Below are 23,985 nucleotides of genomic sequence, written 5' to 3'. Positions count from 1 at the left end.
CCCATCCTCCGCCTGGAACGGCGGTGTTGTCTTCTCGTATATCGAGGCATGTTCATGTCCCGGCAATTGCTGTCCATGGCCCTGGCACCCCTGCTTGGGCTCTTTATTCTGTGCATTGGTAATGGCTTTCTCAGTACGCTCATCACGCTGCGCCTGGACGCGGCGGGCACCTCTGCTGTCGTGATCGGTTGGGTATCGTCGGCCTATTTTATCGGCCTGGCATTGGGTGCGCTGTTCAACGACCGCTTGCTGCTGCGTATCGGGCATATTCGCGCCTATGGCTGTTTCGCCTCGTTGGTAGCGGTCACCGTGCTTCTGCAGGGGCTGTGGCTAGACCCGGTCAGCTGGTTCGTGCTGCGCCTTATCGGTGGCTGGGCCACGGTAGGTGTCTACCTGGTCATCGAGAGCTGGCTGCTGGCAAGCGCCGACACCAAGGTGCGTGGCCGCCTGCTGGCCATGTACATGATTGCCGTCTACGCGGCCGGGGTACTCGGCCAACTGCTGCTTGGGGCGACCACGGCCATGGGCGAGGCCGCGCCCTTCATGGTGGTGGGACTGCTGGCCTCGCTATCGGTGTTGCCGATGGCGATGATTCCGCGGGTCTCGCCGCTGATAGAGCATGCCGAACCGCTGTCGCCTCTGCGCTTGATCACCCTGACGCCTACCGGCGTGATGGGCTGCTTCGGCTCGGGACTTGTGGTGGCCGCCGTCTATAGCCTGTTGCCACTCTATCTGCAGCGCAGCGGCCTTGGGGTCGCAGAGGTCGGCCAGATGATGGCGGTGGTGGTGCTTGGCGCCATGCTGCTGCAGTACCCGATCGGGCGCTGGTCGGACAAGCACGACCGCCAGTGGGTGCTGATCATCATCGGCGCCTGTACCGCCGGGCTCTCAATGGCGTTGTTGCTGGCAAGCGCGTCCTGGCTGGTGGCCGGGCTGCTGTTTCTGCTGGGGGGTGGCGTTTTCTCGCTGTACCCGGTCGCGGTTGGCCATGCCGCTGATCGGGCCCCGGCCGGGGCCCTGGTACGCATGAGTCAGGGACTGTTGCTGATCAACGCCCTCGGTTCGATGGTCAGCCCCCCGCTGATTACGCCGGTGATGGCCGTGCTCGGTGATGGTGGCCTCTTCTGGTCGATGGGAGCTGTGGGGCTTGGCCTGGCCGGCTTCTTTGTTTGGCGGCGCAGTGTGCGTCCTGCACCGCTGCCTACGGCACCTTTCGTGGCGACACAGACACAGACATTGGCGGGGGCAGAGCTTGCCGTCACTGACGATCTGGTGCAGGGCGCAGTCGAGCATGAGCACCTTGAGGATCTCTCCAAGGCGGTACCCGAAGTAGTGGTCGCTGAGCCCGTGGTTGGCCCACCGCGCGCCGATGATGCCCACATCGCCTACTACGATGATGCTGGCGAGGCATCGAGATCACCCTAGCAGGCGCCGATAAAGTGCGACTTCAGAGAGGCGATTGCGGGGTGCGGGTCGCGATCCGCTCAAGGCGCAGATCGCGACTAGGCCTGCGTTGCGCTATTGCGGGTCCATAGCGTCAACGGCTTCTCGATTGGCGAGGCCTTTGCGTGCGGGCGCAAACCGGTTTGGCGCTTACGTGGCTATTTTTCCAGTGTCTCCGCCTTTGGTTTGCCCCATGTTGTTTTTCCAGCTCAGCACGGCAACGGTTAGCGCCGGCAGGAAGGTAACGGTCACAATTGCCGTGCCAAAGAGCCCGAATAGCACGATGGCACCCACGCCGCGGTAAAGCTCGGTGCCTTCACCCGGCAGAAATACCAGCGGTGAAAGGCCGCACAGGGTGGTAAGCGTGGTCATGGCGATAGGCCGCAAGCGACTCTCCACTGCCCGTTGAACGGCCTCGCGAACGCTCATGCCCGCCGTACGCAGGTTCTCCCTCGCCTGATGAACCACCAGAATGGGATTATTGACCACCGTCCCCATCAGGATGAGAAAGCCCAGCATGGTGATCATGTCAAACGGCTGACTGATGGCATTCAAACCGATCTTTGGCAGCTGAGCGCCTACTGTATTCATCAGCCATAGCCCGACAATTCCGCCGGCGGCGCCCAGTGGAATAGTGGCAAGAATGAGAAGCGGGTAGCCCCAGTGGGCAAAAATGGCCACCAGCAGTAGGTAGACAATCGCCAGCGCAATCAAGGCATTGCCGGTGAGCGCCTGACGCGTGGCATCCAGTTGGTCGCCCGCCCCGCTCACCGTGATATTAATGTTCGCGGGTAGCTCGCCTTCATCGCCCAAGAAGTCGATCACCTCGCGCTGCATTCGCTCGATTCCAGCTTCCAATGCCACGCTGCGCGGCGGAATAACGTTGAGTGTGACACTGCGACGACCTTCCACCCGCCGCAATGTGGCGGTTCCCACCGTCTCACGAATCTCGGCCAGGGTATTGAGGGGCACGTTCCCCCCTGACGGCGTGTGAATCGGCAGGGTGGCGAGGGTATCCAGGTCAATATCGCCCGCGTCGGGTCCATAGCCGTAAAGATCGATTTTCTCATCGTCGAGATAAAAATCATCCAGATAGGCGCCGTTGGTGAGTACCGCCACGGCCAAGCCCAGGGCATCGGTATCCAGGCCGACTTCGGCGGCACGCTCCCAGTCCGGGTACACCTCAATCAGCGGCTGGCCAAGATACAACGCGGAGGGGCGCGACTGAATGCGCGGGTTATCGAAGACCGTGCGGGCGCGCTGATAGATCGTGTTGGCGGTGGTGTAAAGCTCGTCCAAATCGTTGCCGGCAATATCCAGGGTAATGCTGCGTGTGCCGCCGTCATTGCTGGAAATGATCGAGCCGCGGGCGGCAAAGGCGCGCATGTCCGGGTAAGCTTCATAGCGCTTGGTGAGCGCGTCCATCAGCGCTTCAATATGATTGGGGTCGATGGTTTCCGCAATGATGCGCAAACTTTGCGCTTCGGCCTGAATGCCCATGGTGCGGATCGGCGGCACGTCGGTGTCACCGCGCTCAAAGCGCTCGGGGTCGGCGCCTACATGGGGTTCGAGTTCCTGTTGCAGGGTTTGTGCAATCGCGTCCATGGTGGCCAGGTTGTAGCTCGCCGGGGCATTCATGCTGGCAAAGGTCTTGGCCTCTTCGCCTTCCGGCAGGTATTCCGCCGGGGGCGTCAGCCCGACAAAAATCGCGATGCCTCCCGCGATCCCCAACACAATGGCCATCAACCGCCGCGTCGCGGTGCGAATGAGTCCATCAACGATCCATGAGCAGCCGCGTACCCAGCGTGGCGATGACGTTGAGTTGCTCTCCTTGCCGCGAAAATCAATATGCGCCCCGAGGGTGGGAATCACCGTCATCGCCACCACCATCGACACAAGAATCGACGTAGAGATGGCCACGGCGATATCCGAGTAGAGCTGTCCTGCTTCCTGGACGATAAAAAAGATCGGCACAAAGACCAAAATGGTGGTCAGCGTTGAGGCAAGCACGGCGGGCCATACCTGTTTGACACCCTCTAACGCGGCTTCAAACCGCGCCAGGCCCCGGCGGCGCTGGGTCTCAATGCTTTCAAGCACCACGATGGTGTTATCAATGGTCATGCCAATGGCGAAAGCGACACCCGCCAGCGAAATCACGTTGAGCGTGCGGCCCGCCAGCAGCAGGCCTAAAAAGGCGGCAATGGTACAGATGGGGATGCCGATGACCCCCGCTACGGTGGCGCGGGCAGAGCGCAGAAACGCGTACATCACCAGGGTGGCAAATAGCGCGCCAAGGCCCAGGTTGACCCACACATTGGCGATTGACGACTCCACGTAGCGAACGTCATCGCTTGAGAGCGTCATGCGCATGCCCTGCTGAGCCAGCAGCCCTTCGTTTAGCGCGGCGACTTCGTCGAGCATGGCGCGCTTGATATCGATCACGTTGGCGCCTGGTTCTCGGCGTACCTGCACGCTGAGTACTTTGTCTCCCGTTGCGTTATACGACCGGGAACTAAGTTCGGCATAGGACCGGCGCGCCTCGGCGACATCGCTTAGCCGAATGACCGCATCACCGTCACGGCGCAAAATCAGTGCTTCAAGGCTCTCAACATCGTCGAAACGGCCCACGGTGCGTAGCAGGTAGCGTCGCTTGCCGCTCTCCAGATGGCCGCCGGAGACATCCTGATTGCGCGCCCTCAGCGCCGCTTGAATATCGCTGATGCTGAGCTCACGGGCAGCCAGCGCTTCGGGGTCGATCAGCAGCTGCATCTGCCGTTCGGCGCCCCCTGACACCGTGACTTCCGAGACACCGGCAACCCCCTCGAGGCGTGGGCGTACGTTGTCTTCCAGATAGTCGCGCATGCCCGGCATATCGAGCTGGCGCGGATTGCCTTCCAGGGGCCCGACGTCAAAGTACATGAAGGCGTTGGAGGAGAAGGAGCTGGCGACGATGCGCGGCTGGTCGACGTTGTTGGGGTAGGACGGTACCTGGCTCAGCGCGTTATTCACCCGAATCAGGGTTTCGGTGAGATCGACGCCGAACGGAAATTCCAGCTCGATTTCGGCGCTGCCACTGCTGGCACTGGACTCCATGCGCTGCAGGTTGGGCACGTTGCGCAGGAACTCCTCCTGCTCGATCAATATGTCCTTTTCAATATCCTGGGGCGTGGCACCCGGCCACTGGGTTTCGATGCTCACCACGCGGGTTTCCAGGTCGGGAATCATCTGCACGGGAATGCGCCAGATGGCGGCAATGCCGATAATCAGCAGGATGAGCGTGATCACGCTTACCAGGATTCCGTGACGAATGATGGCGGCAAACATAGCCGGGTATCGCTCCTTTCGTCGTCAGTCGTCGATCAGGGACAGGCGTTGTCCCTCTTCAAGACGTTCGTTGCCGACGACAATCACGCGGTCTCCCGCCGACAGGCCTTCATTCACGGCGACCTTTCCCTCGAAGCTGGTGCCGACCTCGACCCGCTGCTCGAATGCCTGCCAGGTGTCATCACGCTGACGGGCAAGCCAAACGCTGACACTGCCATCCGGACGGCGGATTAACGCATCCCGCGACACGTTGGGGCCGCTTTCCCCCGTGAGCTGTAAACGCCCCTCCACTGCCATGCCCGGGAGCATGTCCAGTGGTTGTTCAGGGGCCGCGCGGAGCAGAAACTGCCGTGAGCTGGCATCGAGTGGAATGCGGGCGAGGGAGCGCGCGGGGTGCCATTGATCACTGCCTTCCAGACGTACGGCTAATTGAGCGCCCTCAAAGCGCTGATAGGCAGAGAGCGGCACCGAAAAATCCAGTCTCAGCGCGGACAAGTCGACCAGGGTGAGCAGGGTATCGCCGGGGTCTATCCACTCGCCGACGTTGCTGTCGCGCTGGGTGACCATGCCGTCAAAAGGCGCACGAACCTGGTGACGCTCAAGCTGCAGCTGAGTGAGCTGGTAATCCGCTCTGCGCGCTTCCAGCGTGGCTTGGGCTGCTGCCAGTGTGCTTTCCCGCTGGCGGCGCTCGCTGGCGGGAATACTCTGCGCCGAGAGCTGCTTGGCTTCGTTGACCAAGCGCCTTGCCTCGTCGCGCTCGACTTCGGCCCGGGCCAGATCGGCGCGGGCGCGTTGGCGCTCAAGGTTAATATCGCGGGGGTCCAGGGAGAGTAGCGGTTGGCCTTGGGTAACGGTGTCGCCCATGTCAACCAATAACTCGCTGACCTGGCCCGCTTCGGCGCTTGAGAGCTGTGTGGTGCGTGGAGCGCTGACGCTGCCAGTGAGCGGCAGCACCTCTATCCGCGGCGTGTCTTCGACCACCTGTGTCTCGACACGGTTTTCCTGAGCGATAGCCATGGCCGAGAGGCTCAGTGTTAACACAATGCCTGCACCTAATCGGGTCAGGGTGGGGAATAGCGGCAGCACGGTGGCTCCTGAAGCGTACGTGTTGATAGCGAGCCTGACAGTTTTTGGCACGGCATGCCAATTATTGTATCAGGGTTGGACAAGAGTTTTTCCGAGTACAACGACGTTTGATGTGCCGGTTGCAGATGAAGCCTGATGTTGCTTCAAGTGATTCGGCCTCGGCCAATGCGTGGCTTTGATCAATAACCAAAGCCTCGAGAATACCCACGCCACTGCCGGTGGTCGGCCCGCTGCGCGCTGAGGAGTCGCCTGTCACTTAGCACGATGACGCGTCACCCTTCCCGCCGGCCATCGGGTGGACACCTGACGATAGCGGCCGTCGGGACGTGGTCACGGCGAGTGATCGTTGACGTCAACGTCAGTTGCTGCGGCTTTCGCCTAATGGTTCTGCCAAGGGCCGCTAACCTAGTATCGCGGATATCCTTTTTCCCAAGAGATACCCGCGATGACGCCTTATCACGCTCCACTGCGCGACACCCGCTTTGTGCTCGAGACACTCCTCGGTCACGCCTCTCTCGATCTGCCGGGATTCGAGGACACCGGCCCCGATCTTCTGGACGCAGTGCTGGAAGAAGCCGCTCGACTGGCCGGTGAGGTCTGGGCACCGCTCAACCTGGCCGGCGACCGTCAGGGCTGTCGTCGCCAGCCGGATGGCAGTGTGGTCGTGCCTGACGGCTTCATTGACGCCTATCAGGCCTATGTCGAAGGTGGCTGGAACGGCATCGGCGTGTCCGAGGCCCAGGGCGGGCAGGGCCTGCCCGAGGTGGCGGCGAGTGCCGTCCAAGAGATGCTGCACGGGGCCAACATGGCACTCGGCCTGTGCCCGATGCTGACCGCCGGTGCCATCGAGGCATTGGCGCATCATGGCAGCGACGCACTCAAGGCCCGTTTTCTGCCGAAGCTGATCGAAGGCAGCTGGACCGGCACCATGAACTTGACCGAGCCTCAGGCCGGTTCGGATCTTTCACAGGTGCGAACCCGGGCCATCCCGGCTGATGACGGTGATCATTACCGCCTGCACGGCCAGAAGATCTACATCACCTGGGGCGAGCACGAGGCCGCCGACAACATCATCCACCTGGTACTGGCGCGTACCCCGGATGCCCCGGAGGGCAACAAGGGCATCTCGCTGTTCCTGGTGCCCAAGTTCCTGGTTGAAGAGGACGGCACGCTGGGGGCTCGCAACGACGTCACCTGCGCCTCCATCGAGCACAAGCTCGGTATTCACGGCTCGCCCACCTGTACGCTTGCCTTCGGCGAAGGCGAGGGGGCCATCGGTTATCTGGTGGGGGAGCTCGGGCGCGGGCTCAATCACATGTTCACGATGATGAATGAGGCCCGTCACAAGGTCGGTATCCAGGGCATCGGCGTTGCCGAGCGCGCCACCCAGCAGGCATTCGCCTACGCGGCAGAGCGCCGTCAGGGCCGGGCACCCAGGTCGCGCGGTGGCGAGGCGGCCGCGATCATCGATCACTTCGATGTGCGTCGGATGCTGTTGTCGATGCGTGCGCGAACCGAAGCCTTGCGCGCCCTGGCGCTTTATTGCGCCTCGCAGATGGATCGTGCCCGTCATCACGCCGACGCCGAGATCCGTGAGCTGGCTCAGGCACGCGTTGATGTACTGATTCCGGTGGTCAAGGCCTTCTCCACGGATCAAGCCGTGGATATCGCTTCGCTAGGGGTGCAGGTGCATGGGGGCATGGGCTATGTGGAGGAGACCGGCGCCGCTCAACTGTGGCGTGATGCGCGGATTGCTCCGATTTACGAGGGCACCAACGGCATTCAGGCGCTGGATCTCGCCGGCCGAAAGCTCTCGCGCGATAACGGTGCGGCTCTTACATCGCTGCTCGATGAGATGGAAGCGACAGCCGGCCGCCTCGCCGATGCACCCGCACTCACGGATCAGGGCGCTGCGCTGGCGGCCGGTGTCGATGACCTGAGAGCCAGCATGGCGCTGGTGCTCGATGCCGGTCGTGATCCGGCTCAAGGTGCGGATGCCGTTCAGGCCTACGCGACCCCCTTCCTGTCGCTTGCCGGCCATGTGCTTTGTGCCTGGCAGATGGGGCAAGCGGCACTGGCCGCGGATGCGGCGCTCATCGCAGGCTCTGGTGATCAGGCTTTCTATCGCGCCAAAGTGGCGAGTGCCGACTTCGCCCTGCGGCACTGGCTGCCGGTGGGGCGTGCCAACCGAGCGGTAATCGAGGCGGGCATCGACAGCCTGTCGGTGGTCGGCCCCGATGACTGAGATCCTGCCTATTCGGCACTGCAGCATTCGTCATGGCAAGGTAGGCTAGAAGGGGGCGACGATGAGAGAGATTCGCCGCCCCTCTAATCGTCCCTTCTTATTCAGTGCCGCGGGCGGCAGGGAGTGCCAGTCGCGGCAGGATCACGGAGAGCCTTAGCATGAGCATTAGCCGTATCGGCGTCGTCGGCGCCGGCACCATGGGCCAGGGCATCGCCCAGGTACTGATCACCAGTCATCATCAGGTCATGCTCTATGATGTAAATGATGATGCTTTGTCCGGGGCTCGCGAAAAGATCGACAAAGGCTTGGCCCGACTGGTCGACAAGGAAAAAATGACCAGCGCAGACAGGGGGGCGGCGCTTGAATACCTCACCTTGACCACTCGCCTGGATGACCTGAGTGATCGCGAGGTGATCATCGAGGCTGCCCCGGAAGATCCTGCGCTCAAGGAGTCACTCTTCACGGATCTTAGCCGCCTGAATCACGACACCATCCTGGCCTCGAATACCTCATCGCTGTCGCTGACCCGTCTCGCGGCGGTGTGCGAGCGCCCCGAGCGGGTGGTCGGCATGCACTTCTTCAACCCGGTGCCGGTACTTGGGCTGGTCGAGGTGATTCGTGCCGAGCAGACCAGTGATGCCACCGTTGACACGATCGAGCAGCTCACCGAGGCGCTCGGCAAGACGCCGGTGGCCATCGCCGACTCTCCGGGGTTCGCCGTCAACCGCCTGCTGGTGCCGATGATCAATGAGGCCGCTTTTCTGGTCCAGGAAGGCGCTGCCAGCCCCGAAGCCATCGATGAGGCCATGCAGTTAGGTGCCGCCCATCCCATGGGGCCGCTGAAGCTCGCCGACCTGATTGGTCTGGATGTGTGCCTGGCGATCATGGAGGTGCTGCAGGAGGGCTTCGGCGATCCCAAGTATCGTCCCTGCCCGCTGCTCAAGCGGATGGTCGCGGCAGGCTATCTGGGTCGCAAGAGCGGGCGCGGCTTCCACCTCTACGACTAGGCTCTGTTTTTTTACTTGTCCATGATAACGCTAGGATCTCGTGCCAACCGGGCGCCTGCCGAGTAGAGCGCATCGGCTCTCGAGGGCGAATCCTGCTAAAGGAGGCATCATGCAAGACGCACCTGTCCATCTGGTTATCGAAAGCGGTATTGCCCGCCTGACCCTGAATCGCCCCAAGGCCCTTAACGCCCTCAACTCGGCGCTCTTCACCGAGCTTGCCAGCATCCTCGATGATCTTGAGGGTCAGGCGGATCTGCGTGCGGTACTGATTACCGGTGAGGGCGAGAAGGCCTTTGTCGCCGGTGCTGATATTGCCGAGATGCGCGACAAGACACCTGACGAGGCTCACGCCTTTGCCCGTCAGGCATTGACCACCATCAAGCGTCTAGAGCGCCTGCCGGTCCCGGTTGTAGCGCTGGTCAACGGCTTTTGCCTGGGCGGTGGCTGCGAACTGGCGTTGGCCTGCGACTGGGCGGTGGCAAGCGACAACGCGGTGTTCGGCCAGCCGGAAGTGCTGCTCGGTGTTATCCCTGGATTTGGCGGCACTCAGCGACTGCCGCGCCGTATCGGCCCGGCCATGGCGCTGGATTTGATCACCACCGGGCGCAAGATCGACGCGCATGAAGCCTTGCGTATCGGCCTGGTCAATCAGGTGATGTCCCAGACCGAGCTCGAGCAATACGCCGAGACGCTCGCTAAGCAGCTCAAGGTCAACGGTACCAAGGCCGTACGCAGTGCCAAGCAGGCCGTGCATGACGGCATGGATCAGGACCTCGACAGCGCCCTGGCATTGGAAACGAGCCTCTTTGCACTGGGCTTCGCCGGCAGCGAACAGAAGGAGGGCATGTCAGCCTTTCTCGAGAAGCGCACACCTAACTTCTGATACTCGCGGCGTGCCATGACGATAGCCGTGACGGTGGCGTCACGGTCGTTACGTGGCCTGGAGGGGGTGAGGCTCAAGATACGTTTAGTGCAGAGGGTCGACCCCTTGCCCAGCGAGTTCCGGGAAATCGTCATGCATCGTCAGCGGTTGGGTGTCGCTGCGGGTAGCGAGGAACTCGGGTCGCTGAGAGGGGGCTGCATAAGGCTCCTGAAGCGCATTATCCACGCTGTTGTAGACGAAGAACAGGTTGGAGCGTGGCCAGGGTGACATGTTCTCGTTTGACGCATGCAGCGTGTTGCATTCGAACAGCAGCAACGATCCCGCCGGCCCCTTGGGGGCCTGAATACCTCCTCGCTCAGCAAGGGTCGCTAGCGTTTGCTGATCAGGCACGCCCAGTTTCTGAGACTTGAGGGATTCTAGCCAGTTTGCCTCGGGTGTCTCGCCAACGCATGGCACGAATTGGCGATGCGACCCGGGAATGAGCATCAACGGGCCGTTGAATTCATTGTTGTCGGTTAGCATCAGCGACGCACTCACTGCCCGCATGCGAGGCATACCGTCCTCGGCGTGCCAGGTCTCGAAATCCGAATGCCAATCGAAGCCACTGCCCTGGAAGCCGTACTTGTCATTGATACGCGACTGGTGGATGTAGACCTCACTGCCCAGTAACTGCCGTACCATGCCCAGAATTCGCGGGTCGCGGGTCAAACGGTCGAAGTGCTCCGAGAGCTTGTGCATACCGAATACGGAGCGGATGGCGCCGCTATTGGGGTCTTGAATCACCTGGTCGGAACGCATGAGCGATTCGTCGTTAGCCATCTGCTTGAGCTCATCGAAGAATGGCTCGATAAGGTCCCGGGAGAAGAAGCCGTTGAACCACAGAAAGCCATCCCGCTCGAAGCGAGATAGAGCCACTTCATCCAGCGGGCCTTCCCAGCGATGCTGGTTGCGGGCATGGACGATTGGCTCCTTGCGGGAGAGAGGGTCGCGGTGTTCGGTCAGGCGAGTGGGATAAGGATCTAGACGGTCTACCACAGGAAAACCTCCTTATGATCTCAGAAACGCTACGCCATGATGCTCCTGGGGGATGAGCCGTGTTTCACTCTGTTCACTCACTGATGAGCCCACCCTGGGCAGGCATATGGCGCTAATGCTCGCCTACTATACTGCTGGTCTAAACCGCTGAGGTTCAAGTCCTGGTCGCTGGCCGCTAGGGCGATGGACCTCTTGCCAGCGATGACCTTTGTTTGGCCTTGGCCAGCCCCCAATGCCAAGCCCCCAATGCCAAGCCCCCAATGCCAAGCCCTATCCCCCCCTATGCTAACCGTTTGCTGGGCAGCCGGATCATGCGCGTGGCGATGGCGGTGCCGATTAGCGTGATGGCCATGCCGGCGATTATCTGCAGGCTGAGCACCTCATCCAGCAGCAAATAGCCCCATAGCAGCGCACTCACCGGCACGAGGAAGGTGACCGTCGAGGTTGCGGTGGCCCCGGCGCTTGACAGCAGGCCGAAGTAGAGAAGGAAGGCAAGCGTGGTACTGAGCGCTGCAAGCGCGAGCCCGTTACCCCAGGCCACGGCGCTGATCGGTGCCGACGGCCAGAGTAGAAGCCCAGGAATCAGCAGCATTAATGCCGACATGGTGGTACTGCCGGCCGCCAGTACGCGCACAGGGAGGTGCGATAGGTAGGTCTTCGAGTAGTTGGTGGCAACCCCATAACAGAAGGTGGCGCCCAGCGCCGAGAGAATGAACCAGCCATCGCCACCCAGGGCGAAATCCAGGCGGTTGGCCGAGAGCACGTAGACGCCGAAGAAGGCCAGTGCCAGGCCCAGGTACTGCTGGCGCTGCACCGGTGTGGTGAAGAACAGTGCGCCCAGCAGGGCGGTGAAGATAGGGGTTGTCGCATTGATCAGTGAGGTGAAGCCAGCTTCAAGCCGTGTGGTGGCCAGTGCCAGCAGGCAGAAGGGCAGCACATGGTTCACAAGGCCAAGCATCAGCAGGCGGCCCTTGTTCTCCCATACCAGGCGCAGATACCCCGCTCCCAACAATAGGGGGACCAGCAGAAGAGCGCCCACACCCATACGCACCAGAATCAGTGGTACTGGTCCGAATTCGGGAACCGCCACGCGCATGAAGATGAACGACATGCCCCATAGGGAGGAGAGAAGAACCAGACGCAGCGTATCGGCGGGAGACATCCAACATCCTTGTGTCGGCAGGGTGAGGCTGCAGGTTACGACCGATAGGTGGCTAACGGAAGGCCGCTTCGACCAAAGCGATGCCGGCGATGATGGGGTGTTACTGGTTGATGGGCGTCAATCGACAAGCGGACGATAGGACGTTTTACGCTCGAAAACGCTGAATTTGCAGGGCAAGCAGGCATTTGGCCGGCATCGCCAGAGAGAATCGTCAAGGCGTTGGCAGGCATCACGATGGTCGGCATTGGCGCGCCTCGCCTGGTTACTTACCCTTTTGCCATCAGGCGCTCGACATCACTCACGATAGAGGTGACCGGATCGCTGCCGCGCATGAGCAGACGTGCCTGCCCCTGCTCGTCGAAGACGAAAATACCGCTGGAGTGCGAGACCTCATAGCGGCCGTCCGGGCCTTTCTTGCCGTAGCTGTAGCTCACCCTGTAGCGGTTGGTCAGCGCATCGAGCTGTGAACTGTCGCCGGTAAGGCCGATGAACTGTGGCCCGAAAACGTCAGTGTACTGCTGTAGCCGCGCTGGGGTATCGCGCTCCGGGTCCACGGAGACGAACAACACCTGCAGATCGTCGCGTTGCGGTTCATCCAGTTTCTTGATGGCGGCTGACAGTTTGGCAAGCGAAGTAGGGCAGATATCCGGGCAGTGGGTATAGCCGAAATACAGCAGGGTGGTCTTGCCGGTGTAGGCGTCTTCTTCGACCTGCTGGCCGTTTTCGTCCGTCAGGCGCAAGTCGAGGTCGGGCATGACCTCAGAGATATCCGTAGTGTGCCAGTTCGGGTCTTCGCAACCAGTAAGCAGCACTGACAGGAGGATCGGAGAAAGCCACTTGAGCATCATGGGCATCCTGGTAGGCAATCAGTGTAGGGTCGCGGGCGACACAACCTCAAAGGTCGCGGGTAGCTGTTGGTCATCTGCAAAGTGCAGTATTACCTCCACGTCATCGCCTACGGCCAAGGGCGTTAGCCGGTTCATGAACATGAGGTGATACCCTTTTGGCGCAAATTCGAGAGTGTCTCCGGCGGCAATATCGAGTGCTGGCACCGCCTGCATGCTGGCCATGCCGTCTTTTTCCATGCTCATGTGGATCTCGGTATTCTTGAAGACATCGCTTTCGGCGCCCACCAGCGTCAGGGGTTCAGCACTCCTGTTTTGCAGGCTGAAGTAGCCGGCGCCCGGCATATCTCCCGGTAACAGGCTGAGCTTGGCATCCTTGAGCACGAGATCTTGAGCCTGTGCCATACCGCAGGACAGCAGCAGGGTCAGCAGGGCGAATAGCCACGTGCCTTTCGATGCTGGTGTTGCGTTATTCAGGAGCTTAGTGACCATCAAGATGCTCTCCGCTTGGGTGGTTTGATTGCCCTGCTTGCGCCGATACCGGCCAGCGCGACACATCGAGATCAGCATATAGCCGATAGGCCGCAGTGCGAGCGGTATTCGCTTGAGCTCACGTCCAGCGTGAGGCGCCCACGGGCGGTGTCATAGAAGAAAGAGGAAAAGCCGTCGCTGTCGGCAGTCTTGAAGGCGCCGCAGATGCCATAACCGTACTGCACTTCCTGCAGATGCTGAAGTTCGATCGCGCTGGAGGTATCGAGAGAGGCGGCCAGCGCCTGTTGGATTTCGCCGTCCACACTATCGTCGGATATGGCCTGGCCGCCAAAGATCAAGGCTGCGAGGGCAATAATGCCGATCACAGGGACGATGATCATGAGTAAAAACGGGCGGGAAAGAGTCATGAAGAGCATCTTATGGAGAACCCAGCATGCCGAGCAAGCGTTCGCTATGCGGCGGATTGTCCTACCTGATGCGCCGTTGGCTTGGCCGGTACTCAACATCCACGGTTAGCCAAGCAGACAGGTGGCGAATGTATTGATCAACAACCTGCTCCATGAAGCGCACCAGCATGACAGCTATCCTCGATAACGTTAGCGTGGTGTCCTCAGTCATCATCAGGAGGCAGCGATGAACCATCCCCAACTGAATATGGACGAGGTGCGCCAATCGCTGCTCGAACAGCGCCGGAAGCTTCTAGAGGAGGGCGAGGCTAGTGCAGATAGTCGTGATACGGTGACGCTTGATCAGACCAGCACTGGGCGATTGACGCGTATGGATGCACTGCAGACACAAGCGATGGCGCAGGCCGCTCAACGTCGTCGTGAGGCAACGATGCGCTTCATCGATCTGGCGCTCACACGCATTGACGACGAGTGTTTCGGCGAATGCATCGAATGCGGCGAGTTCATTTCACCCAAGCGGCTGGCGCTGAATTACGCCACCCTAAAATGTATTGATTGCGCCGAGTAGGCCGTAAGCGCGGTTATTGTCACGTTTCATGCCCCTTTTCCGCAGCGACATCATTTTTTGGCCTACGCGTCGTGTCGCCTGTGGCGGTGCAATAACCTGATGGCAATGATTCAATAGCGCCCTCGATGGCACCTGAAATAAGCATTTCAGTTGGCACTTTTGGGCCAATTCTTCAGGCACGCTGTCATTTTACTCCCTTCAGGACTCTTCTCATGCCAATGCCCCAGCCTTCCAAGCCCGGTGACGAGGAAACGTCACGCACCATGTTGCGCCTACTCGGTGGCTTCGCCGCGCCGGCGATCGTTTATCTGCTGGTCTGGGAAGGAGTGGCGCGCTGGGTGTTGCCCTATGTTGCCCAGAGCAGCCAGGGCGTCATGATTCACGTGTTTAGCGTGCTGATCCCTTGTCTGGGAGTGCTGGCAAGTATCGTCATCACCGGCGTGAAGGCAGGGCGCATGCTCGGTAGCGGGGTAATGGCCGTTGTGTTCCTGGCCCTGTATCTGTCTTCCGGTGTTATGTTCAGCTGGCTGCCGATCGGGCTCACTCTGGCGGGTATTGCACTGGCGTGCGGCTTGGCTCGTCTCTGCCCGACCATGAAGCCGGACCTGAGTACCGCCTTCGATTAAGACCTGCACGATTCGTACGCTCCGCCTAGCAGCTAGGTCTCTTTTCGTCCGATGTGCGGGGCGAGGTCATTGTTCATCGCGCACCGCCTCAAGCCCTTCTTCAGAGATAAACCCGTGCGTCTTCGCATGCTCGGCCATGTCTAGACTGGTGCTCGCAAGCACCAGCCGGCAGCCGGTATGGCTGACCTCGTTGGCCAACTTTTCGATGGCGATGTCGCGTTCCGGGTCGTTATCCACCTTGCGGATGTAGATCGCCAACACTCGCTCGGGATTCTCCTTGACGATCTGGGTATAGACCTCGGGGTCGTGCTGTCCGCTGTCCCCAATGAGAATGAACGGCAGATCGACGTATAGCGCCAGCATATCGCGGATGACATCCGCCTTATGATCCTCTGCCTTGCGTGGCCACGGCCGCGACAGGCGTATCCCCCATTCACGCAGAAAGAGAATGGGGCCCGCCGGTATCCGGTTCAGGTTGAAGAACATGTCGAGCATGTCATAGATACACCAGGGACCGCGCGACACATAGAGCATTGGGCGCTTGCGGTTGCCCTCAACGCCGCCATACAACGCCCGGTAGAAGGCGGCGACGCCGGGAAAGGCGGTGCGTCTATGCGCCTTTTCCATGAACAGTCGATAGAGCATCTTGAGCTTGTTGGCAACGCCTGTGTACATCACCGTGTCGTCGATATCGCTGATCACGATGAGGTCAGTATTGGCAGGGGGAATATAGACCTGGGTGTCTGTGCTGATGGCGTCTTTTTCTGATGTCACCTCGAGCGAGGCCGTGTGCCAGAGCCTGTCGGTAGGCAACGAATGGTTGATGTCGATATGGGCAAAGAAGTAGCCGTCGCGGTCAGTCTTGACGGTGGTTTGAGCGTCGCCCATGCGCATGACCACCCAGACATCGCGAACGCCATGCCGAATCACGCGGCGTAGGACATCGATTAGATCTTGAGAGGTACCCCCTTCTTTCCAACGTATGCCAGCGCCTGGCTGGCGAAAGACCCGGCCCATGACGAAAGCTTCCTTGTGCGTGCCATAACCGCGATAGGTTTGCACGATGACGCCACCTCGCCCCTTGTCGCTTTTCATCGGTCGAGTGAAGAGGCGAACCAGTTTCTTCATGAAATGCAGCAATTTAGCGATCAACAGGTGCCTCACTTGTGGTTTTATAAGCACCCGATCGTGGCGGGAACTGACGGGGTACTGGCGAGTGGGTTGGTTCGCTTGGTTCATTATGCGAAGTGCAGGGCCATCCTGCAAAAGTCGGACAGCGAAAAGCCCATCGCCGGGGCGGCGATGGGCTGGCAGACGTGAACCTGCATGCAGCGTGCGAGATCAATCAGGCGTGCTGTTGGCGATGGCGTCCTTCGGCCAGTTCTTCCAGCAGCTTTCCGTTGAAGGCATCGAGGTCCACCGGCGTGCGGCTGGTGACCAGGCCGCTATCGACCACGACCGGTTCATCCGACCAGTGGGCGCCGGCATTCTTCAGGTCTTGGGCCACCGAGGGGACGGATGTCATCCGGCGACCCTCGACGACGCCTGCATTGATCAGAATCCAGGGCGCATGGCAGATGGCGGCCACTGGCTTGCCGGCCTCGAAAAAGGCTCTGACGAAGCTGAGCGCCTGTTCGTTGAGGCGCAGGGTGTCTGGATTGAACAGACCACCTGGCAGCACCAGCCCGTGGTAGTCCGCATGATGCACGTCCTCGAGGCGTTTATCTGCTTCGTAGGTGTCGCCCCAGTCGGTTTCGGCCCAGGCACGAATGCCATTGCCGTCAGGGGTGATGACATGCACCTCCACGCCTTGGTGTTGCAGTGCCGCTCTCGGCGAAGACAGTTCTGACTCCTCGAAACCGTTGGTGGCGAGAATGGCGACGCGTTTTCCGTTCAGTTGGTGAGCCATCGTGACCTCCAGGTCGTGATGTTGCCATGAATGACGGGCCGCTAAATCACCCCGGCCCATGTATTGGCCTACACATGATCTTGGGATGGCCCGTCGCCAGTTCAAGGGAGTCCCGGTTGGTGAGCATGATCACCGCGCCGTTGGGCCCGTATCAGGCGCTGGCAGTCTGGCGCTCGCGTCGGGCGTTGCTCTGATAAATCAGGAACAGTGCCCCGGCAAGCAAGACGATGGCGGCAATGCGTGACGGGTCCAGCGGCAGGCGATCATTGTCGAGCCAGCCGAAATGATCCACCAGCAGGCTCATGATCAGCTGCCCGGAGATCACCGCCACGGTAGCGGCAGCGGTGCCCACGCGCGGTACGGCGAAAACGATGGCCAGCATGTACACCACACCAAATAACGCCCCGGTAAGCTGCCACTTGGGAACACTGAACAGGGTTGCTGAATGTGCCGGCTCGAAGAAGAACACTAATAGGAAGGTTAAGACCGCGCCGATGACGAACGTCAGCCAGGCGCTGGCCAATACGCCGACTTTGGCGCCCAGACGACCGTTGATGGAGGACTGGGCGGCCAGCACGGCGCCGCCGAGCAAAAGCAGCGGGAATACCAGTGTGAGTATCATCCTGACGTCCTTAGTAGATTAACCAGAGTGCGAGAAAAATCAGCACCAACGCCAGCAGGCGATAGCCATCGATGGCACGGCGTTCACTGCCGAGCAGGCCAAAATGGTCAATGATCAGGCTGGCGCCGATCTGCCCGCACAGGATGCCGACCATGGTCATGCCGACACCGACAATCGGCGTGGTCAGGGTCAGCACGACTACATAGATGGGGCCCAGAAGCCCGCCTGTGAGTAGCCAGCGTGGTTGCTGGAACAGCGTGGTCAGCGGCGGTCGTCCGATGAAGATCATGGCGAGCGTCAATAGCAGCCCGCCGACCAGGAAGATCGATAGGGTGGCTGATAAGTGTCCGACCTGCTCGCCCAGGGGGCCAAGCAGACCCGCCTCCACCGATAGCCCCATACCCGCGCACAGCACGAAGAGAAGCGTGGCGATTTGCTGCATTGTGTTTCCTTTGATGTGAAAAGCCGCCACAGTATTGTTGTGCTGTAATGGGTACAATTGCGGTTTATGGCAAAGGTTTATTGCGATATGAGCAACTCGGTCACCTTGATCGCGCTGCGGCTCTTCGTCCGGGTGGCCACCTCGGGAAGCTTTGCCGAGGCGGCACGCCACTTCGGCCTACCGGCATCGTCGGTCTCACGGCGGATTGCCGGCCTCGAAAAGGCCCTCGGTCAGCGTCTGCTGTACCGGCATACGCGAGCGGTTCGGCTGACCGAGGTCGGTGAGGGGTATCTCCAGCAGGTTCGCGAGGCGCTGGAGAGCCTGGACATGGCGTCCGAACAGGTCAGCGGTGCCGCGAGCCACCCGCAAGGGCTCTTACGCGTTAACGCCCCGGTGGCCTTCGGGCGTCTCCATGTGGCGCCGCTGTTGGCGAGCTTCCAGGCGCTGTATCCCGACATCGAAATCGAGCTGACATTGACCGATGCCTTCGTCGATCCGGTGCAGGAAGGGGCGGACGTCGTGATCCGCATTGGGGCGCTCGAAGATTCGAGCTTGGTGGCCCGTGAACTCGCCACCCAGCGTTTTGTGGCCTGTGCCGCGCCCGACTATCTGGCTGAGCACGGCGAGCCGCAGAGCCCAGATGATCTCATCATGCACAACTGTCTCATCTATAAGGGAACCCGCGGTGTGCAGCCTTGGTATTTCCGCGCCGCCAGCAACACGGCGTTTCGGGTCGTCGAGGCCCGTGGGAATCTTCGCAGCAACAATGCCGAGAGCCTGGTCGAGGCGGCGCTGCAGGGCCAAGGCATCGTGCTGTTTCCTACCTGGTTGCTGCAGCAGTATCTTAAGGCCGGCCGTCTGGTGCCGGTGTTGGATGACTGGGAAGCGGCCGGAGAGCCGACCCTGCAGGGCATTCATGCTATTTACCCGGAGAATCGGCTTCGATCCTCAAAGGTCAGCGCCTTCCTTGAGCACCTTGATCAGTCGCGGATCACCCATTGATTGTCGCGTGGGTCGAATTGCACGCAGACCCGCATCATTATCAGCATCATGACGGCGAGAGTGGCCCAGGCCAGCGCGAAGCTGCCCAGCTGGTCACGCAGCGTCCCGGCGAGTTCATCCAGGTATTACGCGATCAGCACGCGAACGTTGCGGGCATAGAGAGAGGTCGGGCCGTACATCAGCGTCATTATGGTCGTTTTTCTTTTGGCAGACTCTTGCTGAGTGGGTCCGGATTCATGCGTTCATTTGGCCGGCGCGGCGCCATGCCGCAGGCGGTGGATGTGGCCCTGGGTAGAGTGGCGGCGCCAAAACGGGTAGGCTTGCCGGCCTTCGGGCTTCTTGGCGCTATCGCGAAGAGGGTGCTGGATTGAGGCGCGCCCCATCTTGTTGACCAAGCGCCATTGGCCAAGTTTTATATATAAAACCCTAGTGATGCGTCTTTTCTAAGCGATATGTATTGCAGCCCCATACGACCAGGACCGAGCCATGAGTGATCTTCCCAACTGCCCATCATGCGATGCCGACTACACCTACGAAGATGGCGCCATGTTCGTATGCCCTGGCTGCGGCCATGAGTGGGCCCAGGACGTCTCGGCTGATGCCGGCGATGACTCACCGGTCTATCGTGATGCCAATGGCAATCTGCTGGAAGATGGCGACAGCGTCACGGTAATCAAGGATCTCAAGATCAAGGGCTCGTCCTCTGTGGTCAAGGTCGGCACCAAGGTCAAGAACATCCGTCTGATCGACGGCGATCACGACATCGACTGCAAGATCGATGGCATCGGCCCCATGAAGCTCAAGTCCGAGTTCGTCAAGAAGGCCTGATCCCCGGCGCTGCAGGGGGCATGTGCCAACGCCCCTATGAAAGAACCGGCCGGCCCTTTCGGGGCCGGCCGGTTGCATTTATGCCGGGCTGCCTAAGCGTGGTGGTTACAGCTTGACCAGCATCTTGCCGCGGTTGGCGCCTTCGAAGAGCTTGAGGAAGGCGTCTGGCGTGCGCTCGAGGCCTTCCTCCACGGTCTCCTCGTAGTCGACCTGGCCGCCCTCGATCTGCGGGCCGACTTCCTCGAGAAAGTCGGGATAGTGCGCCCAGTGATCGAAGACGATGAAGCCCTCCATGCGCGCACGGCGAATCAGGATCATGGCGAGATTGCTCGGCCCGGCGCTCGGGGTATCCTCGTTGTAACGCGCGATCATGCCGCAGACAGCGATGCGTGCGCCGACTTTCAAGTTGTTCAGTGCGGCTTCCAGGCATATGCCGCCGACGTTCTCGTAGTAGACGTCGAAGCCCTCCGGGCAGGCCTCATTCAAGGCCTCGGTCAGTTGGGCGGCGTTCTTGCCCTTATAGCTGACCGCTTTGACACCCTTGGACTCCAGCCAGTCGAGCTTTTCCTGAGAGCCGGCGATGCCAACGACGGTGCCGCCCTTGGCCTTGGCAAGCTGAACGGCGAGCGAGCCCACCGCGCCGGCGCCACCGCTGACCAGTACGTTGTCACCTTCCTGCATGTCGGCGATACGGTTGAGCCCGCTCCAAGCGGTCATGCCCGGCATGCCCAGTACGCCCAAATAGGCCTGGTCGGGTACGTCAAAATGGGGCAGCGGCTCAAGCTGGTTGCCCGGGAGCTGGGCGATGTCACGCCAGCCGGCCATATGCCGCACCTTGGTGCCGACCGGGAAGGCGGGATCATGAGATTCGATTATTTCACCGACTGCAGCACCTTCAAGCGGCGCATTGAGCTCGAAGGGGTCAATGTAGGTCGTCACGCCACTCATGCGACCGCGCATGTAGGGGTCGACTGAGAGCCAGAGGTTGCGCACCCGAACCTCGCCATCTGACAGTGTCGGCAGCTCGGTCTCGTGCAGTTCGAAAAGCTCCCGCGCTGGCGTGCCTTGGGGGTGGTCATTGATGGTGAAGTAACGACTTTGCATCGGGTATCTCCTTTTAAGATGGTCCTTAAGAGGTGATGAGCCTTAAGTAAACGCTTGTGCCCAGCACGGACCGTAGATGCCTCCATCCTAGAGCAATCCTTAAATATCAATCCAATGCATGTAGCTTAATTGTGATATGTGTTTAGGTGATAACACTGGCCCTTGAAGCTCGGGGCGTCGACCCCAGCCATAGAGGATACTCATGCACCTCGCAGACCTTGCCCGCCACGACCTCAATGCGCTGGTCACCCTGCATGCACTGCTTGATTCGCGCAGTGTGTCCAGAGCGGCCGAGCGGCTCAACCTGAGCCAGCCGGCCGTGTCGCGGACACTGGCCAAGTTGCGCCAGGCCTTCGATGATCCCCTGTTTGTGCGCACCCACCGCGGCTTGCGGCCCACGGCCCGGGCCGAGGAGCTGGGCCCGCCGTTGGCGAGGCTATTGCAGGAGCTGGGGGCGCTGCTGGCGCCGCCGACCTTCGACCCGGCCAGCACTAGCCGACGTTTCAGCCTGGCCAGTACCGACTATGGCATGCACGCCTTCCTGGCACCCCAATGGCAGACGCTCAAGGAAGAAGCACCGCACCTGCGCCTGGAGATCGAGAGTTACCGCGGCAATATCGAACGCCAACTCGACGAGGGTGGCCCGGAGCTTGCGATCAGCGTTCCCGGCGAGCGGGTCCCGGCGAGTGTGCATGGCCGCGAGATCGGCGCGGATCGTTTCGTCTGCGTCATGCGAAAGGGGCATCCTCTAGCCGAAAAGACGACGCTTGGCCTGGACGATTTTCTGGCGGCGGATCATCAGTTGGTCAGCATGGGCGGCGATGACCGCGGTGCGGTGGACCTGGCGCTGGAGCGTGACGGCTTGTCGCGTCGGGTAAGCCTGCGCCAGCCGCACTTCCTGGCGAGTTTTTCCACCACCCAGCACAGCGATATGCTGCTGTGCGTGCCGGGTTGCCTGGCGGCCAGCGTGATGGATCACTGGGCGCTTTCGGTGCGCTCGCTGCCCGTTGAGGTGCCGGCGTTTTCCTACTGGTTGGTCTGGCATGAGCGTCACCATGCCGATGCCGGGCATGCCTGGCTGCGCGAACGGCTCTACCACGGCCTGGCGTCGCGCCATCGAATGCTTAGCGAGCGTCTCGATCCTTGAGGGCACCTATCAGAAATCGTGTCTTCGCTTTCCTTCTTCTCCGGATGCCCGCCCCTACGGGAAACGTTGGTAAATTGCGCCTTGTACCACCGTTACAACTGCGCTTACTCTCAGAGTAACTAGATCAATAGCACTAAATAATGACAAGGAGTCACAGTGGATATTGCAACCTTGATTGGCCTGTTAGGGGCCGCCCTGATGGTCGGCTTGGCGGTCTTGCTAGGAGGGACAGCGTCGATTTTTTTCAGTCCGCTGTCGCTGTTGATCGTGTTTGGGGGCAGCCTGTGTGTGGTGTTGGCCAAGTTCAGTCTCTCGGAGTTCAAGGACGCCTTTCAGGCGGCTGGACGTGCCTTTAAATTCAAGCTGCCCACTACTGAGCAGAGCATCGACGAGCTGGTCGAATTATCCAAGCTGGCCCGGCAAAAGGGCTTGCTGGCGCTAGAAGACCAGGAAGTCAGTAGCCCTTTCTTGAAGCAGGGCCTGCAGATGCTGGCGGACGGATACGATGACGAGACGATTCAAGTGATCTTGAAGAAAGAAAGATTGCTGACCCTGGATCATAACGAGTCGGGGACGAATGTGTTTTCGGCGTTAGCAGACGTCGCTCCGGCAATGGGTATGATCGGTACTCTTATTGGCCTGGTTCAGATGCTGACGAACATGAATGACCCGAGCTCCATCGGCCCCGCCATGGCCATCGCGCTCCTTACCACCCTTTACGGCGCCATGCTGGCAACGATGGTCGCTAGCCCCATCTCAGATAAATTAGCCCTACGCATGACCCAGGAAGCGCGTATGCAGTCCCTGTGGACAGATGCGTTGCTGGCGATAAAGCACGAGCGCAACCCTCGCATAGTGGAACAGATGCTGCGCCTCTATCTGCCGCCAGCGCGGCGCAAGGGCGATAACGGCGAAGCGGATGTCGAAGGCGCTGAGGCGGCCGAGAATGGATGAGATCCCCAAGCGAAAGAAAGCCTCTGTGCCAGGATGGGTGGTGACCTTCGCCGACCTGATGTCGCTACTGATGTGCTTCTTCGTGCTGCTGCTTTCATTTGCAGAAATCGATGCCCAGCGCTTTGAGCGTTTAGCGGGCGAGCTCGCTCAGGCGTTCGGGGTGCAGCGCGACATACCAGCAAGCCAGATACCCATGGGTACGAGCCCAGTCTTACAGAACTTCTCGCCAGGCCGCCCCACCCCGACACCCACTGACAAGATTCAGCAAAGTACCACGGTGCAAGAACGCCACCTGGTGGCGGGCCAGTCGCGCGAGGGAGTCGATTCGGATCAGGTCAACCAGGTCAGGCAGGTAGCAGAAAAAGTCCAGGCTCTGCTGGAAGGCTCGGAAACACAAGAGCGCATGCTGGTTCAGACCGAGCGCCAGCGAATCGTCATTCGCATCGATGAGAAGGGCACCTTCGCCTCGGGGTCGGCGAGGGTGTTGCCCCCCTTCCGTGAGTTGCTTGCTGAGATGGCTACCGTCTTCGTTGGTCTTCCTGGCATCGTGTCTGTAGATGGGCATACCGATAGCGTGCCGGTTAGCGGAAGCCGTTACGACAGTAACTGGGGGCTTTCCGCGGCGCGTGCTTCATCAGTGGCCGGCGCCTTGCTCGAGAGCTCGTCGTTGGAGCCTGATCGCCTGATGGTGCGAGGCTTCGCCGCGACTCGGCCATTGGATACCCGAGAGACGCCCGATGCCTACGCACGCAATCGCCGAGTTGAGATCACCATCGATCTTAGCGAGCCTTCGAAAATACACCGCGAGACAGGGCTTGATAGCCTGTCTGGCGACGTCTGACTCAAGCATGACA

Annotated in this window: 23 protein-coding genes; 11 read left to right on the top strand and 12 right to left on the bottom strand. The window is 60.5% G+C overall.

Annotated elements, in window-relative coordinates; translation table 11 throughout:
• Positions 1–54: 54 nt before the first annotated feature.
• Positions 55–1,425 (top strand): MFS transporter, encoded by a 1,371-nt coding sequence (locus tag ETC27_RS02420; protein WP_136253368.1) that lies wholly within the window; start codon positions 55–57, stop codon positions 1,423–1,425.
• A gap of 168 nt (positions 1,426–1,593) precedes the next feature.
• Here ETC27_RS02420 and ETC27_RS02415 read toward each other — a convergent pair whose 3' ends face one another.
• Both ETC27_RS02415 and ETC27_RS02410 read right to left on the bottom strand, forming a co-directional pair.
• On the bottom strand, positions 1,594–4,767 hold the full coding sequence (locus ETC27_RS02415; RefSeq protein WP_136253367.1) for an efflux RND transporter permease subunit: 3,174 nt from the start codon (positions 4,765–4,767) through the stop codon (positions 1,594–1,596).
• Positions 4,768–4,791: 24 nt separating this feature from the next.
• Positions 4,792–5,853 carry an efflux RND transporter periplasmic adaptor subunit gene (locus ETC27_RS02410; RefSeq protein ID WP_240724765.1) on the bottom strand — a complete coding sequence of 354 codons (1,062 nt, stop codon included), beginning with the start codon at positions 5,851–5,853 and terminating at the stop codon, positions 4,792–4,794.
• 445 nt (positions 5,854–6,298) lie between these two features.
• Between ETC27_RS02410 and ETC27_RS02405 the strand changes: the two genes are divergently transcribed.
• From ETC27_RS02405 to ETC27_RS02395, 3 genes are all read left to right on the top strand, one after another.
• Positions 6,299–8,098: an acyl-CoA dehydrogenase gene (locus ETC27_RS02405; protein ID WP_136253366.1), complete on the top strand. Its 1,800-nt coding sequence runs from the start codon at positions 6,299–6,301 to the stop codon at positions 8,096–8,098.
• A gap of 158 nt (positions 8,099–8,256) precedes the next feature.
• Positions 8,257–9,105 carry a 3-hydroxybutyryl-CoA dehydrogenase gene (locus ETC27_RS02400; RefSeq protein WP_136253365.1) on the top strand — a complete coding sequence of 283 codons (849 nt, stop codon included), beginning with the start codon at positions 8,257–8,259 and terminating at the stop codon, positions 9,103–9,105.
• 109 nt (positions 9,106–9,214) lie between these two features.
• Positions 9,215–9,988 carry an enoyl-CoA hydratase-related protein gene (locus ETC27_RS02395; RefSeq protein ID WP_136253364.1) on the top strand — a complete coding sequence of 258 codons (774 nt, stop codon included), beginning with the start codon at positions 9,215–9,217 and terminating at the stop codon, positions 9,986–9,988.
• 84 nt (positions 9,989–10,072) lie between these two features.
• Here the strand turns inward: ETC27_RS02395 and thpD are convergent, their stop codons facing one another.
• The 5 genes from thpD to ETC27_RS02370 all read right to left on the bottom strand — a co-directional run bounded on the left by thpD (position 10,073) and on the right by ETC27_RS02370 (position 13,929).
• A complete protein-coding gene (gene thpD / locus ETC27_RS02390) occupies positions 10,073–11,023 on the bottom strand; it encodes an ectoine hydroxylase (protein WP_168709011.1) in 951 nt (316 codons plus the stop codon).
• 280 nt (positions 11,024–11,303) lie between these two features.
• Positions 11,304–12,185: a DMT family transporter gene (locus ETC27_RS02385; RefSeq protein WP_136253363.1), complete on the bottom strand. Its 882-nt coding sequence runs from the start codon at positions 12,183–12,185 to the stop codon at positions 11,304–11,306.
• Between the two features lie 266 nt (positions 12,186–12,451).
• Positions 12,452–13,033 (bottom strand): SCO family protein, encoded by a 582-nt coding sequence (locus tag ETC27_RS02380; protein ID WP_306462154.1) that lies wholly within the window; start codon positions 13,031–13,033, stop codon positions 12,452–12,454.
• 18 nt (positions 13,034–13,051) lie between these two features.
• On the bottom strand, positions 13,052–13,522 hold the full coding sequence (locus tag ETC27_RS02375; protein ID WP_136253362.1) for a copper chaperone PCu(A)C: 471 nt from the start codon (positions 13,520–13,522) through the stop codon (positions 13,052–13,054).
• Positions 13,523–13,593: 71 nt separating this feature from the next.
• Positions 13,594–13,929, bottom strand: coding sequence for a hypothetical protein (locus tag ETC27_RS02370; RefSeq protein WP_136253361.1), 336 nt, complete (start codon positions 13,927–13,929; stop codon positions 13,594–13,596).
• A 226-nt stretch (positions 13,930–14,155) separates the two neighbouring features.
• Between ETC27_RS02370 and ETC27_RS02365 the strand changes: the two genes are divergently transcribed.
• On the top strand, positions 14,156–14,497 hold the full coding sequence (locus ETC27_RS02365) for a TraR/DksA family transcriptional regulator (RefSeq protein ID WP_136253360.1): 342 nt from the start codon (positions 14,156–14,158) through the stop codon (positions 14,495–14,497).
• 212 nt (positions 14,498–14,709) lie between these two features.
• Positions 14,710–15,123 carry a hypothetical protein gene (locus ETC27_RS02360; protein WP_136253359.1) on the top strand — a complete coding sequence of 138 codons (414 nt, stop codon included), beginning with the start codon at positions 14,710–14,712 and terminating at the stop codon, positions 15,121–15,123.
• Between the two features lie 66 nt (positions 15,124–15,189).
• On the opposite strand, the gene ETC27_RS02355 is transcribed toward ETC27_RS02360, so the two are convergent.
• The 4 genes from ETC27_RS02355 to ETC27_RS02340 form a co-directional block, all read right to left on the bottom strand.
• Positions 15,190–16,275, bottom strand: a complete 1,086-nt coding sequence (locus ETC27_RS02355) for an App1 family protein phosphatidate phosphatase (RefSeq protein ID WP_306462153.1) — start codon at positions 16,273–16,275, stop codon at positions 15,190–15,192.
• 193 nt (positions 16,276–16,468) lie between these two features.
• Positions 16,469–17,032, bottom strand: coding sequence for a type 1 glutamine amidotransferase domain-containing protein (locus ETC27_RS02350; protein ID WP_136253358.1), 564 nt, complete (start codon positions 17,030–17,032; stop codon positions 16,469–16,471).
• A gap of 151 nt (positions 17,033–17,183) precedes the next feature.
• The gene (locus ETC27_RS02345; RefSeq protein WP_205742665.1) at positions 17,184–17,654 is read right to left on the bottom strand and encodes a DMT family transporter; all 471 of its coding nucleotides are present in this window, start codon (positions 17,652–17,654) and stop codon (positions 17,184–17,186) included.
• Positions 17,655–17,664: 10 nt separating this feature from the next.
• Positions 17,665–18,096 carry a DMT family transporter gene (locus ETC27_RS02340; protein ID WP_136253357.1) on the bottom strand — a complete coding sequence of 144 codons (432 nt, stop codon included), beginning with the start codon at positions 18,094–18,096 and terminating at the stop codon, positions 17,665–17,667.
• A gap of 87 nt (positions 18,097–18,183) precedes the next feature.
• Here ETC27_RS02340 and ETC27_RS02335 point away from each other — a divergent pair, with 87 nt between their 5' ends.
• Entirely contained in the window at positions 18,184–19,098 is a 915-nt protein-coding gene (locus ETC27_RS02335; protein ID WP_136253356.1) for a LysR family transcriptional regulator, read from the top strand.
• A gap of 486 nt (positions 19,099–19,584) precedes the next feature.
• A complete protein-coding gene (locus ETC27_RS02330; protein WP_136253355.1) occupies positions 19,585–19,926 on the top strand; it encodes a zinc ribbon domain-containing protein YjdM in 342 nt (113 codons plus the stop codon).
• A 105-nt stretch (positions 19,927–20,031) separates the two neighbouring features.
• On the opposite strand, the gene ETC27_RS02325 is transcribed toward ETC27_RS02330, so the two are convergent.
• Positions 20,032–21,030 (bottom strand): NADP-dependent oxidoreductase, encoded by a 999-nt coding sequence (locus ETC27_RS02325; protein WP_136253354.1) that lies wholly within the window; start codon positions 21,028–21,030, stop codon positions 20,032–20,034.
• Positions 21,031–21,232: 202 nt separating this feature from the next.
• On the opposite strand from ETC27_RS02325, the gene ETC27_RS02320 reads away from it, so the two are divergent.
• The 3 genes from ETC27_RS02320 to ETC27_RS02310 all read left to right on the top strand — a co-directional run bounded on the left by ETC27_RS02320 (position 21,233) and on the right by ETC27_RS02310 (position 23,972).
• Positions 21,233–22,177: a LysR family transcriptional regulator gene (locus tag ETC27_RS02320; protein WP_136253353.1), complete on the top strand. Its 945-nt coding sequence runs from the start codon at positions 21,233–21,235 to the stop codon at positions 22,175–22,177.
• A gap of 156 nt (positions 22,178–22,333) precedes the next feature.
• Positions 22,334–23,131 (top strand): MotA/TolQ/ExbB proton channel family protein, encoded by a 798-nt coding sequence (locus ETC27_RS02315; RefSeq protein ID WP_136253352.1) that lies wholly within the window; start codon positions 22,334–22,336, stop codon positions 23,129–23,131.
• A complete protein-coding gene (locus ETC27_RS02310; protein WP_136253351.1) occupies positions 23,124–23,972 on the top strand; it encodes a MotB family protein in 849 nt (282 codons plus the stop codon). Before ETC27_RS02315 ends, ETC27_RS02310 begins: the two co-directional genes overlap by 8 nt.
• Positions 23,973–23,985: the final 13 nt, after the last annotated feature.

This window comes from Onishia niordana (assembly GCF_004798965.1).
GTDB lineage: Bacteria > Pseudomonadota > Gammaproteobacteria > Pseudomonadales > Halomonadaceae > Onishia > Onishia niordana.
This window is presented reverse-complemented; position numbering and strand designations above follow the sequence as displayed.

Coding starts and splice junctions, on each gene's coding strand:
- ETC27_RS02335 (WP_136253356.1), top strand. CDS start 18,184: ATGAGCAACTCGGTCACCTTGATCGCGCTGCGGCTCTTCGTCCGGGTG.
- ETC27_RS02405 (WP_136253366.1), top strand. CDS start 6,299: ATGACGCCTTATCACGCTCCACTGCGCGACACCCGCTTTGTGCTCGAG.
- ETC27_RS02370 (WP_136253361.1), bottom strand. CDS start 13,929: ATGACTCTTTCCCGCCCGTTTTTACTCATGATCATCGTCCCTGTGATC.
- ETC27_RS02395 (WP_136253364.1), top strand. CDS start 9,215: ATGCAAGACGCACCTGTCCATCTGGTTATCGAAAGCGGTATTGCCCGC.
- ETC27_RS02375 (WP_136253362.1), bottom strand. CDS start 13,522: ATGGTCACTAAGCTCCTGAATAACGCAACACCAGCATCGAAAGGCACG.
- ETC27_RS02330 (WP_136253355.1), top strand. CDS start 19,585: ATGAGTGATCTTCCCAACTGCCCATCATGCGATGCCGACTACACCTAC.
- ETC27_RS02400 (WP_136253365.1), top strand. CDS start 8,257: ATGAGCATTAGCCGTATCGGCGTCGTCGGCGCCGGCACCATGGGCCAG.
- ETC27_RS02385 (WP_136253363.1), bottom strand. CDS start 12,185: ATGTCTCCCGCCGATACGCTGCGTCTGGTTCTTCTCTCCTCCCTATGG.
- ETC27_RS02365 (WP_136253360.1), top strand. CDS start 14,156: ATGAACCATCCCCAACTGAATATGGACGAGGTGCGCCAATCGCTGCTC.
- ETC27_RS02360 (WP_136253359.1), top strand. CDS start 14,710: ATGCCAATGCCCCAGCCTTCCAAGCCCGGTGACGAGGAAACGTCACGC.
- ETC27_RS02380 (WP_306462154.1), bottom strand. CDS start 13,033: ATGATGCTCAAGTGGCTTTCTCCGATCCTCCTGTCAGTGCTGCTTACT.
- ETC27_RS02310 (WP_136253351.1), top strand. CDS start 23,124: ATGGATGAGATCCCCAAGCGAAAGAAAGCCTCTGTGCCAGGATGGGTG.
- ETC27_RS02345 (WP_205742665.1), bottom strand. CDS start 17,654: ATGATACTCACACTGGTATTCCCGCTGCTTTTGCTCGGCGGCGCCGTG.
- ETC27_RS02415 (WP_136253367.1), bottom strand. CDS start 4,767: ATGTTTGCCGCCATCATTCGTCACGGAATCCTGGTAAGCGTGATCACG.
- ETC27_RS02420 (WP_136253368.1), top strand. CDS start 55: ATGTCCCGGCAATTGCTGTCCATGGCCCTGGCACCCCTGCTTGGGCTC.
- ETC27_RS02320 (WP_136253353.1), top strand. CDS start 21,233: ATGCACCTCGCAGACCTTGCCCGCCACGACCTCAATGCGCTGGTCACC.
- ETC27_RS02350 (WP_136253358.1), bottom strand. CDS start 17,032: ATGGCTCACCAACTGAACGGAAAACGCGTCGCCATTCTCGCCACCAAC.
- ETC27_RS02325 (WP_136253354.1), bottom strand. CDS start 21,030: ATGCAAAGTCGTTACTTCACCATCAATGACCACCCCCAAGGCACGCCA.
- ETC27_RS02340 (WP_136253357.1), bottom strand. CDS start 18,096: ATGCAGCAAATCGCCACGCTTCTCTTCGTGCTGTGCGCGGGTATGGGG.